The following is an 18,165-nucleotide window of genomic DNA, read 5'->3' as shown; positions in this document are numbered from 1 at the left end:
ATCTGCTGACTGATCCACCGCTTTCGCGAGCAAGCCCGCTCCCACAGGGGATTGAGCCGATCTCAAGACTGTGAAGCATGCACTAACTCGGTGCGCAAAGCAGTCTTGATTATTTCAGGCTGCCCGAAAGGAACTGCTGCAACCGCTCAGACTGCGGGTTCACCAGCACTTCACGCGGGTTGCCACGCTCTTCAACGATGCCTTTGTGCAAGAACACCAGCTGGTTCGACACCTCACGGGCAAAGCCCATTTCGTGGGTCACCACCACCATGGTGCGGCCTTCCTGGGCCAGGTCCTGCATGACCTTGAGTACTTCGCCGACCAGTTCCGGGTCGAGCGCCGAGGTCGGTTCGTCGAACAGCATCACCTCAGGCTCCATCGCCAGGGCGCGGGCAATCGCCACACGTTGCTGCTCGCCGCCGGACATGTGGCCGGGGAACGCATCCTTACGATGGCCCACGCCGACTTTGGCCAGGTAATGCTCGGCTTTTTCACGCGCGTCTTTTTTCGACATGCCCAGCACGTGCACTGGCGCTTCCATCACGTTTTCAAGCGCGGTCATGTGCGACCACAGGTTGAAATGCTGAAACACCATCGACAGGCGCGAACGCATGCGTTGCAGTTGTTTCGGGTCGGCAGCCTTCATGGCGCCGTCCTTGTTGGCCACCAGTTTCAGCTCTTCGTTGTTGAGCAGAATCTTGCCGGCGTGAGGTTGCTCGAGCAGGTTGATGCAGCGCAAAAAGGTACTTTTGCCTGAACCACTGGAACCGATGATGCTGATCACATCACCGGCCGCGGCGGCCAGGGACACACCTTTGAGCACTTCATGACTGCCATAGCGTTTATGCAGGTCTTGGACTTCAAGTTTGTACATGCGGTCGGTTCTCACAAAAACAGGTGGTCAGTCGTTGAGCAAGCGCCCGTGACGCAGCGCTTCGCGCCCCGCCACCTTGGCCAGCCAGAAACCCGCTTGGGCATAACGTAGCCGTTCAACGGCGAACAACACCCCGGACGTGCCCGCACACACAATGCTGACGCGGTCGGTCAAGGGATCAATCACTTCAAAAATCGGCTCGCCGGTCTCCACCCAGTCACCGGCTTGACGCAGGTAACTGATTACGCCGGCATGGGGCGCAAACAACAGCTCGGTCCCCTCGAACGGCAGGCCTTCGCACGGCGCGTGCTGCGGCGCGGGCCATTCGCCCTTGATCAGGCCTTGTTCGGCCAGGAACGCGAGGATGCCTTCAGCGTGGAAGATCGCGTCATCACGGCCGGTGTCGGCCTGGCCGCCCAGCTCCAGCGTCGTCGCCAGGCACGCCAGCGGAATCTGCGCCTCGGGGAACGCCCGGGACAGACGCAACCACGGCAGCGAACAGGCTTCATCAAACGAGCTGCCGCCGGAGTCTTCCGCCAGCAGGCCGACTTTTACATTCAAGTGCGCCGACAGCGAACGCCATTGCGGCCAGTGTTGCGGCAACGCGTACATGTGCAGCGCGGCTTCGGCGTCGCAATGCAGGTCGAGGACGATATCGGCGGTGCAGGCGTGGCTGAGCAAAACGCGCTGCATGCCTTGCAGCTGGCTGCTCGGCTCGGGCAACGCGCTAAGCGCATCGGTCATCGCCTGGCGGATCATGCGCACATTGGCGTGTGGGTCATCGCCCAGCTTGCCCTGGAGCAACGCGGCGACCGGCTCGCTCAACTCGACGAAATCACGGTTGAAGTTCTTGCCGCTGCCGACTTCGAAACGCCCCTGGTGGCTGCCTTGCAACAGCTGGCCCAGGCCCATCGGGTTGGCCACTGGCACCAGCTCGATCACGCCATTGAGCGCACCTTGCTGTTCCAGTTCGGTGAGGCGTTTTTTCAGTTCCCAGGCCGCGCGCATGCCGGGCAATTCATCGGCGTGCAGGCTGGCCTGGATGTAGGCCTTGCGCTCGCCGCTGCCAAAACGAAACACGCTCAGCTGGCGCTCGCAGCCCAGGTGGCCCCAGGGCAACAGGTGATCGATACGTTCCATATCAGTGCTTCCGTGGCGCCAGGTAGCTGAGCCAGCGGCGCTCGGCCAACTTGAACAGGCGTACCAGGATAAAGGTCAGGCACAGGTAGAACACGCCGGCCGTGATGTAGGCTTCGAACGGCAAGTAGAACTGGGCGTTCACTGTGCGCGCGGCACCGGTGATGTCGATCAAGGTGACGATGGACGCCAGGCTCGTGGTCTGCAGCATCATGATCACTTCGTTGCTGTACTGCGGCAGCGCACGGCGCAGGGCCGACGGCAGCAGAATGCGGCGGTACAGCTTGTAGCGCGACATGCCCATGGCCTTGGCCGCTTCGATCTCACCGTTCGGCGTGGCCTTGAGGCTACCGGCGATGATCTCGGCGGTGTACGCGCTGGTGTTGATCGCAAAGGCCAGGCACGCGCAGAACGTGGCGCTGGACAGCAGCGGCCACAGGAAGCTTTCGCGCACGGCTTCGAATTGGGCCAGACCGTAGTAGATCAAAAACAGCTGCACCAGCATCGGCGTGCCGCGAATCACGTAGGTGTAGAGCCAGGCCGCACCATTGACGATCGGCTGCTTGGACACGCGCATCAAGCCCAGGGGCAAGGCGGCGAGCAAGCCGAAGAACAGCGAGATGGCGAGCAATTTCAGGGTGGTCACCAAACCGCCGAGGTACAGCGGCATGGCGTCCCAGATGACGTTGTAGTCGAAGATCATAGATCAGCCGCCCTTACGCCTACCGAGTAGCGCTTCTCAAGATAGCGCAGGGCCAGCAACGACACGCTGGTGATCACCAGGTACATCGCCGCCACTGCGAGGAAGAAGGTAAAAGGCTCGCGGGTGGCGTCTGCCGCCTGCTTGGCCTTGAACATCATGTCTTGCAGGCCCACCACCGAAATCAGCGCGGTGGCCTTGGTCAGTACCAGCCAGTTGTTGGTGAACCCAGGGATCGCCAGCCGAATCATCTGCGGCACCATCACCCGGAAAAACACCTGGAAACTGCTCATGCCATACGCAAGGCCGGCCTCGGCCTGGCCCTTGGGAATGGCCATGAAGGCGCCGCGGAAAGTTTCCGACAGGTAGGCGCCAAAGATGAAACCCAGGGTGCCGATACCGGCGGCCAAGGGGTTCAAGTCGATATAGTCGTCGTAGCCGAGCATCGGCGCGACGCGGTTCAGCAAGTCCTGACCGCCGTAGAAAATCAGCAGGATCAGCACCAGGTCGGGGATCCCGCGAATCACCGTGGAGTACAAATCACCCAGCCAGGCCAACCAGCGCACCGGCGACAGGCGTAACGCGACCCCGATCAGACCCAGAACAATGGCCAAGGCCATGGACGACAAGGCGAGCTGAAGCGTCAACCATGCGCCATCGAGGATGACGGCCCCGTAGCCTTTCAACATGATTCAGGTCCTCGAAAAGGGGGATGAAAAAATGGCGCAAACCGCAGGAATTCTGTTGCTTGCGCCATTCTGGACAGACAGCTAGGACGAGTTACTTAGGGTCAGCGCCGTAAATATCGAAGTCGAAGTATTTGTCCTGGATTTTCTTGTATTCGCCGTTGGCACGGATCGCTGCGATGGCCGCGTTGATCTTGTCCAGCTCGGCCTTGTCGCCTTTACGTACCGCGATGCCGATGCCGTCGCCGAAGTACTTGGCGTCGGTGAACTGTGGGCCCACGAACGCGTAGCCTTTACCGGCCGGGGTTTTCAGGAAGCCGTCTTGCAGCAGGGTGGCGTCTGCCACGGTGCCGTCGAGGCGACCGGCTTCCACGTCCAGGTAGATTTCGTTCTGCGAGCTGTAAGGCACGACCGTGGCGCCTTTAGGGGCCAGGACTTCCTTGGCGAAGCGATCGTGGATCGAACCGCGTTGCACGCCGATTTTCTTGCCTTTCAATTCGTCCAGGCTGTCGCTGACCGTGGTGCCTTCCTTCATCACCAGCTGCGCTGGACTCAGGTAGTAGCGGTTGGTGAAGTCCACGGATTTCTTGCGGTCTTCGGTGATGGACATGGACGACAGGATCGCGTCGATCTTGCGCACTTTGAGCGCAGGGATCAGGCCGTCGAATTCTTGCTCGACCCAGACGCACTTGACCTTCATCTCGGCGCACAGGGCATTGCCGATGTCGTAGTCAAAACCGACGATGCTGCCATCCGGCGCCTTCGAGGCAAACGGAGGGTAAGCCGCTTCGATACCAATCTTCAGGGGCTTTTCATCAGCGAAGGCCTGCATCGACAGCACGGACAGCGCCAGGGCGCCCAACAGCACAAGTTTCTTCATCTTGGGACTCCATCGGTAGGGCAAAAAGCAGAATGAGCCGTGGCCCACGATGCGACTTAAGTGAAACCGAATAGCGGTGCTGCGTCCTACCCCGGTTCAGCAGTGGAGACGACGAGCGAGTGATCGGCATTCTAACGACAGGCCGGAAGCCGATATTTCCTCAATGCGACAACAATTTACAGAAGCACTGAGAAAGCGGTTCCAGCACATTGACAGCCTCTGAATTTTATGCAGAGACAAAAGATATTAAACCTGTTGATGCTGCAAATTGCGGGCCTATTATTCGCAAACCCTTCTAGCACGGCAAGTCTGGCGTTTAATCTTATTTCAGAGGGTGTCTAAAACGGGGCTTTTCGGGGCACGGGCGTAGCACTTTGCCTCAGGTTTGGGCGCAGGGTTACACATTTGGCTTGCTCGGTAACATTCAGAAACGTCCTACGCGCTAAGTCGATATTTATTGGCTTGGGGGTTGTGCGGGTCTGTCAGACCTACACCGCCTTGCTCATGAAATACATTCCAAATGTGGGAGCGGGCTTGCTCGCGAATGCGCTGGGTCAGCTGCACATCTGCCAGCTGATGCACCGCATTCGCGAGCAAGCCCGCTCCCACAGGGGATTTGCATCGGCTTCGAGATCCTGCAAAAAAGCCCCATCCAGCTCACGCCGAATGGGGCTTCGTCCCACAAACCCCGCCTTACGCGGCGTTCATGGTCTTGTGCGTTTCAATCAAATGCGCCACCACCCCCGGATCAGCCAAGGTCGAGATATCCCCCAACCCGTCATATTCAGCCGTGGCGATCTTGCGCAAAATCCGCCGCATGATTTTCCCCGAGCGCGTCTTCGGCAAGCCCGGTGCCCACTGGATCACATCCGGCGACGCAATCGGCCCGATCTCTTTGCGCACCCAGTTTTTCAGCTCCAGGCGCAGCGCTTCGTTCGGCTCTTCACCATTTTTGAGCGTGACATACACATAGATGCCCTGCCCCTTGATGTCATGGGGCACGCCCACCACCGCCGCTTCGGCGACTTTTGGGTGTGCAACCATCGCGCTTTCGATCTCGGCAGTGCCCATGCGGTGGCCGGACACGTTCAACACGTCGTCTACACGGCCGGTGATCCACCAGTAGCCATCCTCATCGCGACGCGCGCCGTCACCGGTGAAGTACATGCCACGGAAGGTCTTGAAGTAGGTGTCGACGAAGCGGTCATGGTCGCCGTACAGCGTACGCGCCTGGCCAGGCCACGAATCGAGGATCACCAGGTTGCCTTCGGCAGCGCCCTCGATGATATTGCCCAGGTTGTCCACCAACGCCGGCACCACACCAAAGAATGGCCGCGCCGCCGAGCCCGGCTTGAGCGCGTGCGCACCCGGCAGCGGGCTCATCAGGGTGGCGCCGGTTTCGGTCTGCCACCAGGTGTCGACGATCGGGCAACGGGATTGGCCGACATTCTTGTAGTACCAGTCCCACGCTTCCGGGTTAATCGGCTCACCGACTGAACCGAGCAGACGCAAGCTGCTGCCGTCCACGCCTTCGCAGGCGGCGGTGCCGGATGCCATCATTGCGCGGATCGCAGTGGGCGCGGTGTAGAGGATATTGACCTTGTGCTTGTCGACGATCTTGCCGACACGGGTGATGTCCGGGTAGTTCGGCACGCCTTCGAACAGCAGCGTGGTCGCGCCATTGGCCAACGGGCCGTACACGATATAAGTGTGGCCGGTGACCCAACCGACGTCGGCGGTGCACCAGTAGATTTCGCCTGGGCGGTAGTCGAACACGCGCTCGTGGGTCAGGGCCGCATACAGCAGGTAACCGCCGGTGGTGTGCTGCACGCCTTTGGGTTTGCCGGTGGAGCCGGAGGTGTAGAGGATGAACAGCGCCTCTTCGGCGCCCATCTCTTTGGGCGCACACACGGTGCCCGCCACTTTCATCAGGTCTTCGTACCAGATGTCGCGATGCTGGTTCCACTTGATGTTGCCATTGGTGCGCTTGCACACAATGACCTTCTGGATGCTGCTGGTTTCCGGGTTGGTCAGCGCGTCGTCGACGTTGGCCTTCAGCGGAATTTTCTTACCAGCGCGGATACCTTCGTCGGCGGTGATCACCACCTTCGACTTACAATCGATGATGCGACCGGCCAGCGCCTCCGGCGAAAAACCGCCAAACACCACGGAGTGGATCGCACCGATGCGGGTACAGGCCAACATGGCGACCACGGCTTCGGGGATCATCGGCATATAGATAGTCACCACGTCACCGCGGTGCACATCCTGGCCGCGCAAGGCGTTGGCGAACTTGCAGACTTCTTCATGCAGCTCGCGGTAGGTGATGGTACGGCTTTCGGAAGGGTCATCGCCTTCCCAGATGATCGCCGCCTGGTCGCCACGCTCGGCGAGGTGACGGTCCAGGCAGTTGTAGGAAACGTTGAGGGTGCCATCGGCGAACCATTTGATGTCGACATGGTGGTCGTCGAAAGAGGTCTGCTTGACCGCGGTGAAAGGCTTGACCCAGTCAAGGCGCTTGGCTTGCTCGCGCCAGAAGCCATCGGGGTTGACCACCGACTGCTGGTACATGGCCTTGTAGGTCGCCTCGTCGGTCAGCGTGTTGGCTGCTACTTCGGGGCGAACGGGGTACAGGGAAGCCGCACTCATCTTTCTTACCTCGGTGACAATAGTTGTTTTTGTATGCCCTGTTGTAGCCGGGGCGCCCCCATAGAACCATTCGACGATGGTAGTAACAAGCCCCTACAAATTGCCCTGCTATGCCCGTTTACGGCTCTGGCCCGCGCCCTGCGTGGCTTTCCGGCTGGGTGAAAAAACCTTTATCAGGGGATTGTTACAAAAACCGCCAATAGTGTTTATCAAAAGCACGGGTATATGAATATAACGCGTGCGCCTAAAATCAACGCCGTCAACAAGACACTGTGATTAACAACGTAACAGCCCCCACGAAGGCAACGTTAATCCGAACTTCCCAACTCTTAAGTTACACACGTGGCCTCACAAGGGCCCCGTGACCCCTTTCGCCCTGAAGAAGGTAAGTAAAGAAATGAAAGCTCTCGTAGTTATGGCCCTCAGCAGCTTGTGCGCCACCGCCGCCCTGGCCGATGAGGCCCCGACCGAGCTGGCCGGCCAGAACGCCCCGATCGTTGAGGATTACACTTACAGCACTCACTTGGATGTGGCCAAAGTATTGTCCATGAGCACTGTTCCGGAAGTATGCCAAGTTGTACCGGTACAAATGGAATATGAAGACTCCCAAGGTCAACGTCATATTCTTAATTACCAAGTAATGGGCAACGGTTGCTCTAACGGGTAACAGGCTATTGAGTCAGGTTTAAACCCGGATCTTGGTCGCCGCAAGTAATCGTTCTTGCGGCCAAGAACCTATTTCGAACCCACCATGAAACAAATGTGGGAGCTGGCTTGCCTGCGATGGCGATTTCAGCCTTACCCACCTCCCAAAGCCCGCCACCTACCCGCCTCTCCTGCCCCCACAAAAACTATCCCACCGCCCGTCAAAAATTTCCTATCCCGGCAAAGCCTTGCAAACACGCGCCTTGGCCGAAAACCAAGCCATTTTGGCGCTCAATCGTGACCCTCCGCCGCAACACAAAGCCGAATTTTTCCCTATAATGCGCGGGTAAATCGGGCCTGCAATATCCCTTTACACTGGGATGAAGAGCCAGACCTGAGGCCTCCCGCTGGAGCATGCACCAGTCGCTCCGCCCCTCAGCCTCACGCAGAGCACCCGTTACCCAATTCCGTTTAATGCCTGCGCGAGCTGTTGCAACAAACGATTTCTTAAGATCCACCGCGGCCTCTGGGCCGTGTGAACACCCAACCATCCGGTTTCACACGGGCACCTTTGAGCCCTCACGCAGGAGACGACACGTCATGCTGAGCTGGGACGAATTCGACAAAGAAGAAGAAGGCGAAGTAGCCGCTAAAGGCGCCAACGCCGGCCACGCCACCGAAGCCAACATGGACCGCCTCGACGGTGCCGGCGCTGCCGCCGCCATCGAAGCTCGCGCCGTTACCGCCAGCGACTCCGCCGCCATCGTGCGCGCCAAGGCCGCCCTGGACAAACTCGACGTCGCCGAAGGCCTCGCCGAGCTGGAAGGTTCCGCCGCCCGCGTCGCCGTTGACGAAAAGCGCATGATCAACTGCCGCGCCGACCTCAACCAACTCGTACCCTTCAAGTACGACTGGGCCTGGCAGAAATATCTCGACGGCTGCGCCAACCACTGGATGCCGCAAGAGGTCAACATGACCGCCGACATCGCCCTGTGGAAAAACCCCGAAGGCCTGACCGACGATGAGCGTCGCATCGTCATGCGCAACCTCGGCTTCTTCTCCACCGCCGACTCCCTGGTTGCCAACAACCTGGTGCTGGCCGTGTACCGCCTGATCACCAACCCGGAGTGCCGCCAGTACATCCTGCGCCAGGCCTTCGAAGAAGCGATCCACACCCACGCCTACCAGTACTGCATCGAATCGCTGGCCATGGATGAAGGCGAAATCTTCAACATGTACCACGAGATTCCATCGGTCGCCAAAAAGGCCGCCTGGGGCTTGAAGTACACCCGCTCGATCTCCGATCCGAAGTTCGAAACCGGCACCGTCGAAACCGACAAAGAACTGCTGCGCAACCTGGTCGCCTACTACTGCGTCCTGGAAGGCATCTTCTTCTATTGCGGCTTCACCCAGATCCTGTCCATGGGCCGTCGCAACAAAATGACCGGCGTCGCCGAGCAGTTCCAGTACATCCTGCGCGACGAGTCGATGCACCTGAACTTCGGTATCGACGTGATCAACCAAATCAAAATCGAAAACCCGCACTTGTGGGATGCCGAGATGAAGGAAGAAGCGACCCAGATGATCCTGCAAGGGACTCAGCTGGAGATTGAATATGCTCGTGACACCATGCCGCGCGGCGTGTTGGGCATGAATGCGGCGATGATGGAGGACTACCTCAAGTTCATCGCGAACCGTCGTTTGTCGCAGATTGGTCTTAAAGAAGAGTATCCGGGCACCACTAACCCGTTCCCGTGGATGAGCGAGATTATGGACTTGAAGAAAGAGAAGAATTTCTTCGAAACCCGCGTGATCGAGTACCAGACCGGCGGCGCGTTGAGCTGGGATTAATCCTAGAGTCGGCCCCACCAAGAAGCCCTGACATGTTCAGGGCTTTTTTATGCTCAGTGATCTGAATATTCCCAAATTCAGAGACGGTCAAATCCCAGCAGACTGTAGGAAATTTCGTAGACGCAATAATGGCTACTCAGTATCGTCCGAGGGTTTTCTACCCTTGGCGGCTGTATGGATACGAAAAAAAGCAATATCGGATGGAGCGATGAAGAGCTTGGAGCTTCCGTCGACGGCTATTTGAAAATGTTGAAATTGGAAAAGGCAAAACAGTCGTTTAACAAGACAGCCGAACACGAGCTTCTTCGTGAAGGGGCTCTAAGCGCGCGGTCCTTGGCATCGGTTGACTACCGTATGCGCAACATTTCTGCTGTTTTTGAGGCGCTGAATCACAGGCCAATTGCTGGTTACACCGCGGCGAATAACGTCGGTTCTGTAATCATCTCTCGTATACGTCGCATACTTGAGCAACGCGGCATCATTGAATATCAAGACAACGCCCCCACGTCCGACGAAGCGTTACTGGAGTTACGCGCGACAAGGCTTCAAAGCGAACCTATCAAGACCAAACCCGAAGGCATCACCGCGCCGCAACCAGTCAGCACCACCAGCACATCCTACGTTCGTGACCCGGAAGTACGCGCCTGGGTACGTCAGCAGGCGGCAGGTGTTTGTGAGGGGTGCGGGGTGCTTGCGCCGTTTAATCTCGACAACGGCCAGCCATTTCTCGAAGTGCATCACGTCAAGCACCTCGCCCGGAAGGGTTCGGATCGCATCACCAATGCTGTAGCCTTGTGCCCCAATTGCCATCAGCGTTGCCACCGGTCGAGTGACCGGGATGCTTTCACCGAGTCGCTTTACGCCAAGATCGGAAGATTGGCACGGGAGTAAACTCCTGCTGTCACACCTGATGCACGCTTAATAAACACTAGATAGGACCGAGGCCAACCCGTGAACCCAGACATGCTCGAAGCCGGCCCCGCTGACGCCAAAGTACTTTCCGTCTTTGACTTCGACGGCACCCTGACCCATCACGACAGTTTCGTGCCCTTCCTCAAGTTTGCCTTTGGCACCGGTGAGTTCTATGGCCGGATGGTCAAGCTGGCGGTGCCGGGGCTGCGCTTTTTGCTGCGGCAGATCAGTCGGGATGAGTTGAAGGCGCAGTTGATTCGCACCTTTATGACCGGCGTGGAGAAGGCGTGGGTTCAGCAGCAGGCTGAGGCGTATTGCAAGCGTACGTGGAGCAAGCTGATGCGCCCGACTGGGTTGCAATCCGTGGCGGATGAGGTGAAGTCCGGGGCGGAGGTGACGTTGTGTTCGGCGTCGCCGGCTTTAGTGTTGCAGCCGTTTGCGAATCGCCTCGGGATCAAGTTGATCGGCACTGAACTTGAGGTGGTCGACGGGGTGTTGACGGGCAAGCTCACGGGGAATAATTGCCGCTGTGAGAATAAGGTGCTGCGGCTTGAGGCGGTGTATGGGGATTTGGGCGATTATCGGCTCAGGGCCTGGGGCGATACCCGCGGGGATCGGGAGTTGTTGGCGGCGGCGCAGGATGCGCATTTTCGGCATTTTCATTCAAAGAAGAAGCAAGGCAAGTTGCAGCGCTGATGCGTGGATGGGGTCGGCGGGTGGACTGAGGTGATCCCATCGCTGCCTCGCTGGGGCTCGAGAGCTCCCACACTTTGATCGGTGCAGGGCTGGGTGGTGCACTCGCACAGGGGCTTGGGGCGATGCGGGTGGATGGGTTCTGCAGGTGGACCGAGGTGATCCCTTCGCTGTCTCGCTGGGGCTCGAGAGCTCCCACATTTGATCGGTTTCAGGCCGGACAGCGCACTAGCATGGGGGGCTGGGGGTCGATACACATAGCGGGTTCGGCAGCGGACCGAGGTGATCCCCTCGCTGCCTCGCTGGGGCTCGAGAGCTCCCACATTTTGATCGGTTTCAGGCCGGACAGCGCACTAGCATGGGGGGCTGGGGGTCGATACACATAGCGGGTTCGGCAGCGGACCGAGGTGATCCCTTCGCTGCCTCGCTGGGGCTCGAGAGCTCCCACATTTGGGCTTTGTTGCTTGTTGATCGGTGTTCGGCGCGGTTTATGTTGTGGCCTTGAGGTTGACGCCCAGGGCTGTGGCGAAAGCTTTTACCATCGGGCTGCGTGGGGCATTGTGGCGCAGGATCAGGTTGAAGGCGGTGCTCAGGCGGACGTGTTCCGGGCACAGTGCGCGCAAGCGCCCTTCCCTTACCAGGGGCGCGGCGTAGTGTTCGGGCAGGAAGCCTAGGAAGCGGCCGGTGAGGATCAGGATGGCGACGGCTTCAACCTGTGAGGCCGAGGCGGACTGGCTGTCGTAGGTGACGAAGTTGGCCTTGTCGCGGTGGATTGCGTACCGGTGGTTGACCACTTCGTATTGGCGCAGCACTTCCGGTGTGATGTCGTTCGCGTTGAACAGCGGGTGTCCTACAGCGCAGTAGGCGTGGGCATTTTCTTCGTACAACGGGAAATAGTCGAATTCTTCGCGGCGTTGATACACCGGGACGATGCCGACGATCAGCCGCCCTTCCACCACGCCGCGCTCAACTTCATCCAATTGCGAGGCATGTAGACGCAATCTAATTTTTGGCGATTCGCTGTGTAGTTTGCCTAACGCGGTAATGAGCGGCGAATTAACGTCGGAAACGGTGTTATCAATAACGCCGACACTAAGGTCACCAATAAGCTCGTTTTGCGCCGAACTAAGCTTGTCTCTGAAACTGTCCACCGAGGTAAATAACTCGATGGACGCCTGATACACCAACTTGCCTTCTTCGGTCAGGCCGAAGCCTTCCCTGCCCCGCGTACACAGGCGCATGCCGATGCGGATTTCGAGGTCGGAGATCTGTTTGCTGATGGCCGCCAGGCCCACGTTCAGCTCGTTTTGCGCGGCGCTGAAGCCGCCGGCTTCGACCACCGCCATGAACACGCGCAGCAATTTGAAGTCCAGCCCGCTCAGTTGCAGAGGCGGTCGTGTGCCGGGTTTTGGCGGCATGTTTCCAGAAGTGGAAAGTGGGGTTTCCATAATACGCGTTGACCTCAAGTGCCATATTCAACAGGCTTCAACCCAATCCTTGAACATAGCCAGGCGGCGATAATGGCCGTAAACATCCGCCCTTGGCAACCTTGAATATAGCGGGTTGAACAGCACACAGAGGCTGATTTAACACCCGTAAAAACCTGACACTACGATCAGGTCTTTTTAGCTTTTTACTGCCTCCGACTCTTCTAAAAACAAGCGTGAGGAATACCGATGTCCCAGCCCACCGACCGCCTTTGGGGTGCTCGTTTCAAGACCGGCCCATCTGCTGCATTGGCCGCGTTGTCGCGTTGCCCTGAGCGCTATTTTCGCCTGACGCCCTACGACCTGGCCGGCTCCCGTGCCCATGCCCGGGAGTTGCAGCGCGCCGGTTTGCTGGATGAGTCGGAGACCTTGCGCACCCTCGAAGCCCTGGACCGTATCGGTGAAGACTTCGCCGCCGGCCGCCTGCATCCAACCCTGGATGACGAGGACGTGCACACCTTTATCGAACGCGTATTGACCGAGCGCCTGGGCGCCTTGGGTGGCAAGTTGCGCGCTGGGCGTTCGCGTAACGATCAGACTGCCAATGATCTGCGCCTTTTCCTACGCGACCATGCGCGCACTATCACCACCGAGGTGTTGGGTTTGCAGCAGGCGTTGGTGGAGCAGGCTGAGCAGCATGTCGAAAGCATTTGCCCGGGCTTTACTCACTTGCAGCAGGCGCAACCGATTGTGTTTGCCCATCACTTGCTCGCTCATGCGCAGTCGATGCTGCGTGATGTGCAGCGCCTGGTGGATTGGGATGCGCGCACGGCGTTGTCACCGTTGGGTGCTGCCGCGATGGCAGGCTCGGCGATTGCGCGTCAGCCAGAGCATTCGGCCAAGGAAATGGGCTACACCGGGCCGTGCGAAAACTCGATCGACGCCGTCGCCAGCCGTGACCATGTGGCGGAGTTCCTGTTTGTGGCGGGCATGCTCGGGGTGAATATTTCGCGGCTGTCGGAGGAGTTTTGCCTGTGGTCGTCGCGCCAATTTCGTTGGGTGGTGCTGGACGATGCCTACGCCACCGGCAGCTCGATCATGCCGCAGAAAAAGAACCCGGACATTGCCGAACTGGCGCGGGGCAAGGCCGGGCGTTTGATTGGCAACCTGACCGGGTTGATGTCGACGCTCAAATCACTGCCGCTTTCGTACAACCGCGACTTGAGTGAAGACAAGCACAGCGTGTTGGACAGTGTGGACACCTTGCTGCTGGTGCTGCCAGCGATGGCCGGGATGGTTGCGACCATGAAGGTGCAAGTGGAAGAGCTGCGGCGTCAGGCGCCGATGGGCTTCACTTTGGCGACTGAGGTGGCGGATTGGTTGGCCACCCGTGGTGTGCCGTTCAAGGAGGCGCATGAGATTACCGGCGCCTTGGTGCAAGCCTGCGAGAAACACGAGATTGAGTTGTGGGAAGCCTCGCCGGCGATGTTGGCGGAGGTGGACGCGCGGTTGCTGCCTGAGGTGCGGGACTGCTTGACCCTAGAAGCGGCAATTGCGGCGCGCAGTGGTTGGGGTGGGACGGCGCCGGAGCGGGTTCGGGAGCAGATTGGGCGGTTGAAGGTGGCGTTGGCGGCTCAGCAAAAATGGGCTGAGAGTTATCAGGGGTTTCGGATTTAAACCTGGGCCTTTGTGGTGAGTTTGCTGGCGCTTTCGCAGGCAAGCCAGCTCCCACATTTGGACTGTGTTTTAACAGTTGGATCGAGTACAGCAGTGGAGTAACACCATGAACCAAACCCCGGCGGAGCGCTTGGAAGCTGAGCGCAAGTTGTCCGAGAACCAGTTCGATATCACGCAGTACGAGCATGTGCCGCGTCGTTATTACGGGCGGATGTTTTTTGCCACGTTGATCGTGATCGCACTGGCCGCGTTGTTGCGCGCCTTTGCCAATGGCCAGATCGAATGGTGCTACATCGGGCAGTTCCTCACGTCTGAGGCCATTCTGTGGGGCCTGGTCAACACTATCGTCATGTCGATTCTGGCAATGGCACTGGGCGTGGTCATCGGGGTGATCACGGCGATCATGCGCATGTCGGCCAACCCGATCCTGCGCTACGTGGCCATCACTTACACCTGGCTGTTCCGCGGTACGCCGCTGATTCTGCAGCTGTTGCTGTGGTTCAACCTGGCGCTGATTTTCCCGGTCATCGCCATACCCGGCCTGTTCAGCGTCGACACCGTCGATCTGATGACGCCATTCGTGGCCGCCCTGCTCGGCCTCAGCATCAACCAGGGCGCCTACACCGCCGAAGTGGTGCGCGCCGGCTTGCTGTCGGTCGACACCGGCCAGTACGAGGCCGCCAAGTCCATCGGCATGCCGAGCCTGCAAGCGCTGCGTAGGGTGATTCTGCCGCAGGCGATGCGAGTGATCATTCCACCGGTAGGCAACGAGTTCATCAGCATGGTGAAAATGACCAGCCTGGCCAGCGTGATCCAGTACTCGGAGCTGCTGCACAACGCGCAAAACATCTACTACGCCAACGCCCGCGTCATGGAGCTACTGATTGTGGCCGGTATCTGGTACCTGGCGGTGGTGACTGTTCTTTCATTTGGTCAAAGCCGCCTCGAGCGTCGTTTTGCCCGCGGCGCCGGCAAGCGTTCGTAAATCTGGGTTGAGGAGATTTGCCCCATGAGAAGCATCGTCAAGGCCGTCAACCTGAACAAGTATTACGACGAGTATCACGCGCTGCGCGACATCAATATCGAGGTCGAGCAAGGCGAAGTCATGTGCATCATCGGCCCGTCCGGTTCGGGTAAAAGCACGTTGCTGCGTTGCGTGAATCAGCTGGAAAAAATCGACAAGGGCGGCCTGTGGGTCGACGGCGAGCTGGTGGGTTACCGCGTGGTCGGCAACAAGCTGCATGAGATGAATGAATCGCAGATTGCCCGCCAGCGCCTGGCGACCGGCATGGTGTTCCAGCGCTTCAATTTGTTCCCGCACATGACCGTGTTGCAAAACATCATCGAAGGCCCGGTGCAGGTGCTCAGGCGCTCGCCCAAGGAAGCCATCGAAGACGCGCTGGAGTTGCTGGCCCGCGTCGGCCTGGCGGACAAGCGCAATGCCTACCCGGTGGAATTGTCCGGCGGCCAACAACAACGTGTGGCCATTGCCCGCGCGCTGGCGATGCGCCCCAAGTTGATGTTGTTTGACGAACCCACGTCAGCCCTCGACCCGGAGCTGGTAGGCGAAGTGCTGTCGGTGATGCGCGATTTGGCCACCACCGGCATGACCATGATCGTGGTCACCCATGAGTTGGGCTTCGCCCGCGAAGTGTCCGACCGCATGGTGTTTATGGATGCCGGCCAGATTGTGGAAGCCGGCAGCCCCGAAGAAATTCTAATAAGCCCACAAAACCCACGTACCCAAAGCTTTATTTCTGCCGTTCGCACTTAACTAAAAAACTAACGAGAACGCCCCCCATGAAAAAATTGTTTATCCCAACGTTGCTCGCAGGCCTGATGGCCTCCTCGTGTGTATTCGCGGCATTGCCGGCGGCAATCAAGGACAAGGGTGAGATCAGCGCGGCCATCGTGCCGAACTACCCGCCGATGGATTTCAAGGACACCGCCACCAATAAACTCACTGGCCTTGACTTCGACCTGGGCAACGCCCTGGCCGAGCGCCTGGGCGTGAAGATCAAGTGGCAGGAAACCGGCTTCGAGCAGATGCTCAGCGGCCTGACCACCAAGCGCGTCGACATCGTGCTGTCGGGTATGAGCGACACCGCCGAGCGCCAGAAGGCCGTGACCTTCATCGACTACTTCACCAGCGGCCCGCAGCTGTACACCCTGGCCAAGCGTGAAGACCTCAAGGAATTGACTGACCTGTGCGGTAAAAAAGTCGGCACCAGCCGCCGGACTACTTGGCCGTCGGAAATTGCCGCGTGGAGCAAAGAAAACTGCGAGGCGGCGGGTAAGCCGGCAATCGTGGTGATCGGCACTGAAGGCTCGGCGGACGCGCGCGCGCAATTGCAGCAAAACCGTTTGGACGCGGCGATGCAGGGCAGCGAGACGATTCCTTATTTGATGTCGTTGGACAAGGGCAAATACAAGCCGGTGGGCCTGGCGATTTCCAAGCAGTTCACGGGGCTGGGGATTGAGAAGAGCAACACCGAGCTGGTCACGGCGATCAGTGAGGCGCTGCAGGGCATGATTGATGATGGCACGTACGGCAAGATCCTCAAGAAGTGGGATCTGGAACAGGGTGCGGTGGAAAAAATCAGCATCAATGCCGGGCAGTAACTTGATCTGAATGTGGGAGCGGGCTTGCTCGCGAATGCGATGTATCAGTGACAAATTTACCGACTGATCCACCGCATTCGCGAGCAAGCCCGCTCCCACATTTGATTGTGTTGTATTGGAAAAATAATAAGGACATCCGCCCCACCGTGGCCACCTACTCCCTGGTAATCCGCCGCCTGATGATCTGCTCGGTGACCATCGTCGTCAGCCGCGCGATGACCAGTCCGCTGCTGGCCCTTTGGCTGAGCACGCGCCTGGGCCTCAACCAGCAGGACATCGGCTTGCTGATGGGCATCGCCGTGTTCATCGCCACGCTGCTCGGCCTCTATGGCGGCTACGTCATTGACCGCCTGGAAAAGCGCAAGCTGCTGATCCTGGCCATGCTTTCCAGCGCCATCGGATTTTTGTTGCTGACCTTTGCCAGCAACCTCTACCTCACCACCCTGACCCTGGTGATTACTGAAGCCGCGTCGGCACTGTTCCTGATCGGCTCCAAGGCGATCATCAGCGAAAACCTGCCGGTGGGCGACCGCGCCAGAGTATTTTCCCTGCGCTACACCCTGACCAACGTCGGCTATGCCACCGGCCCGATGGTGGGTGTGGTGATCGCCGGGCAGATCCCCTGGGCACCGTTCCTGATCGCCAGCGCCATCGCCCTGGGCAGTGTGTTCCTGATGATCGGCATTGCGCCGACGCAACGCGACAACAGCAATAAACCCCTGAGTTTTCTCACGACCCTGCGCACACTGCGCAGCGACCGCACACTGATCCTGTTCACCAGCGGCAGCCTGTTGAGCACCATTGTCCACGGGCGCTATACGCTTTATCTGTCACAGTTTCTGCTGGTGGCCTACAAGCCCGCCGAGGCGCTGAAGATTCTGTCGGCGGTGCTGGCCTGCAACGCTATCACCGTGATTTTGATGCAGTACCAGATCGGGCGATTTCTGAAACGCGAGCAATTGCGCTACTGGATTGTGCTGGGCACGTTGCTGTTCATTGTCGGACTGATCGGTTTCAGTCTGGCGGACAGCCTGGTGACCTGGTGCCTGGCGATGTTCGTGTTCACCTTGGGCGAGATGATCATTTACCCCTCGGAATTCCTGTTCATCGACACCATCGCCCCGGATGCACTGCGCGGCAGTTATTACGGCGCGCAAAACCTGGCGGCGTTTGGCGGGGCGATGAGCCCGGTCATTTGCGGGTACCTGCTGATCAATGCGGCGCCGGTCAGCATGTTCTACGCACTCGGCGCGTTGACCGCCGTGGGTGGCACCTTGTGTTTCCTGAGTGGACGGCGGGTGGCCGGAACACCGCCTATCTAATGTGGGAGCGGGCTTGCTCGCGAACGCGGTGGATCAATCAATGCACTCGGAACTGACACACCCCCTTCGCGAGCAAGCCCGCTCCCACAC

At 59.0% G+C, this 18,165-nt stretch carries 16 protein-coding genes; 9 read left to right on the top strand and 7 right to left on the bottom strand.

All coding sequences use genetic code 11. The features are described from left to right. Nucleotides 1–109: 109 nt before the first annotated feature. From AACU78_RS12340 to acs, 6 genes are all read right to left on the bottom strand, one after another. Nucleotides 110–874 (bottom strand): ABC transporter ATP-binding protein, encoded by a 765-nt coding sequence (locus AACU78_RS12340; protein WP_003214336.1) that lies wholly within the window; start codon nt 872–874, stop codon nt 110–112. Nucleotides 875–901: 27 nt separating this feature from the next. Beyond that, entirely contained in the window at nt 902–2,014 is a 1,113-nt protein-coding gene (locus AACU78_RS12335; RefSeq protein WP_106576112.1) for a succinylglutamate desuccinylase/aspartoacylase family protein, read from the bottom strand. A gap of 1 nt (nt 2,015) precedes the next feature. Then, nucleotides 2,016–2,714 carry an ABC transporter permease gene (locus AACU78_RS12330; RefSeq protein WP_106576111.1) on the bottom strand — a complete coding sequence of 233 codons (699 nt, stop codon included), beginning with the start codon at nt 2,712–2,714 and terminating at the stop codon, nt 2,016–2,018. Beyond that, a complete protein-coding gene (locus AACU78_RS12325) occupies nt 2,711–3,400 on the bottom strand; it encodes an ABC transporter permease (RefSeq protein WP_032886746.1) in 690 nt (229 codons plus the stop codon). The genes AACU78_RS12330 and AACU78_RS12325 overlap by 4 nt, the downstream gene beginning before the upstream one ends. A gap of 91 nt (nt 3,401–3,491) precedes the next feature. After that, complete coding sequence (locus AACU78_RS12320; RefSeq protein WP_106576110.1) at nt 3,492–4,277, bottom strand: ABC transporter substrate-binding protein; 786 nt, start codon at nt 4,275–4,277, stop codon at nt 3,492–3,494. 693 nt (nt 4,278–4,970) lie between these two features. Next, nucleotides 4,971–6,926, bottom strand: a complete 1,956-nt coding sequence (gene acs / locus AACU78_RS12315) for an acetate--CoA ligase (protein WP_106576109.1) — start codon at nt 6,924–6,926, stop codon at nt 4,971–4,973. A 397-nt stretch (nt 6,927–7,323) separates the two neighbouring features. Between acs and AACU78_RS12310 the strand changes: the two genes are divergently transcribed. The 4 genes from AACU78_RS12310 (at nt 7,324) to AACU78_RS12295 (ending at nt 11,030) form a co-directional block, all read left to right on the top strand. Then, nucleotides 7,324–7,593: a DUF2790 domain-containing protein gene (locus tag AACU78_RS12310; protein ID WP_106576108.1), complete on the top strand. Its 270-nt coding sequence runs from the start codon at nt 7,324–7,326 to the stop codon at nt 7,591–7,593. Between the two features lie 578 nt (nt 7,594–8,171). Continuing rightward, nucleotides 8,172–9,422: a ribonucleotide-diphosphate reductase subunit beta gene (locus AACU78_RS12305; RefSeq protein WP_032879817.1), complete on the top strand. Its 1,251-nt coding sequence runs from the start codon at nt 8,172–8,174 to the stop codon at nt 9,420–9,422. A 174-nt stretch (nt 9,423–9,596) separates the two neighbouring features. Next, nucleotides 9,597–10,313, top strand: a complete 717-nt coding sequence (locus AACU78_RS12300; protein WP_106576107.1) for an HNH endonuclease — start codon at nt 9,597–9,599, stop codon at nt 10,311–10,313. Nucleotides 10,314–10,385: 72 nt separating this feature from the next. Beyond that, entirely contained in the window at nt 10,386–11,030 is a 645-nt protein-coding gene (locus AACU78_RS12295) for an HAD-IB family hydrolase (RefSeq protein ID WP_106576106.1), read from the top strand. Between the two features lie 485 nt (nt 11,031–11,515). On the opposite strand, the gene AACU78_RS12290 is transcribed toward AACU78_RS12295, so the two are convergent. After that, the gene (locus AACU78_RS12290) at nt 11,516–12,475 is read right to left on the bottom strand and encodes a LysR family transcriptional regulator (RefSeq protein ID WP_106576105.1); all 960 of its coding nucleotides are present in this window, start codon (nt 12,473–12,475) and stop codon (nt 11,516–11,518) included. A 228-nt stretch (nt 12,476–12,703) separates the two neighbouring features. Here AACU78_RS12290 and argH point away from each other — a divergent pair, with 228 nt between their 5' ends. The 5 genes from argH to AACU78_RS12265 all read left to right on the top strand — a co-directional run bounded on the left by argH (nt 12,704) and on the right by AACU78_RS12265 (nt 18,075). Further along, nucleotides 12,704–14,131 carry an argininosuccinate lyase gene (gene argH / locus AACU78_RS12285; protein WP_106576104.1) on the top strand — a complete coding sequence of 476 codons (1,428 nt, stop codon included), beginning with the start codon at nt 12,704–12,706 and terminating at the stop codon, nt 14,129–14,131. A 106-nt stretch (nt 14,132–14,237) separates the two neighbouring features. Beyond that, on the top strand, nt 14,238–15,116 hold the full coding sequence (locus tag AACU78_RS12280; protein ID WP_106576103.1) for an amino acid ABC transporter permease: 879 nt from the start codon (nt 14,238–14,240) through the stop codon (nt 15,114–15,116). A gap of 24 nt (nt 15,117–15,140) precedes the next feature. Continuing rightward, on the top strand, nt 15,141–15,905 hold the full coding sequence (locus tag AACU78_RS12275) for an amino acid ABC transporter ATP-binding protein (protein WP_106576102.1): 765 nt from the start codon (nt 15,141–15,143) through the stop codon (nt 15,903–15,905). A 26-nt stretch (nt 15,906–15,931) separates the two neighbouring features. After that, a complete protein-coding gene (locus tag AACU78_RS12270) occupies nt 15,932–16,753 on the top strand; it encodes an ABC transporter substrate-binding protein (protein WP_106576101.1) in 822 nt (273 codons plus the stop codon). A gap of 146 nt (nt 16,754–16,899) precedes the next feature. Further along, complete coding sequence (locus AACU78_RS12265) at nt 16,900–18,075, top strand: MFS transporter (RefSeq protein ID WP_106576701.1); 1,176 nt, start codon at nt 16,900–16,902, stop codon at nt 18,073–18,075. Nucleotides 18,076–18,165: the final 90 nt, after the last annotated feature.

Origin of the sequence: Pseudomonas sp. R9.37, assembly GCF_963878885.1 — a bacterium.
Lineage (GTDB): Bacteria > Pseudomonadota > Gammaproteobacteria > Pseudomonadales > Pseudomonadaceae > Aquipseudomonas.
Note: the sequence above shows the minus strand (reverse complement) of the source record. Positions and strands in the feature narration are given on the sequence as shown.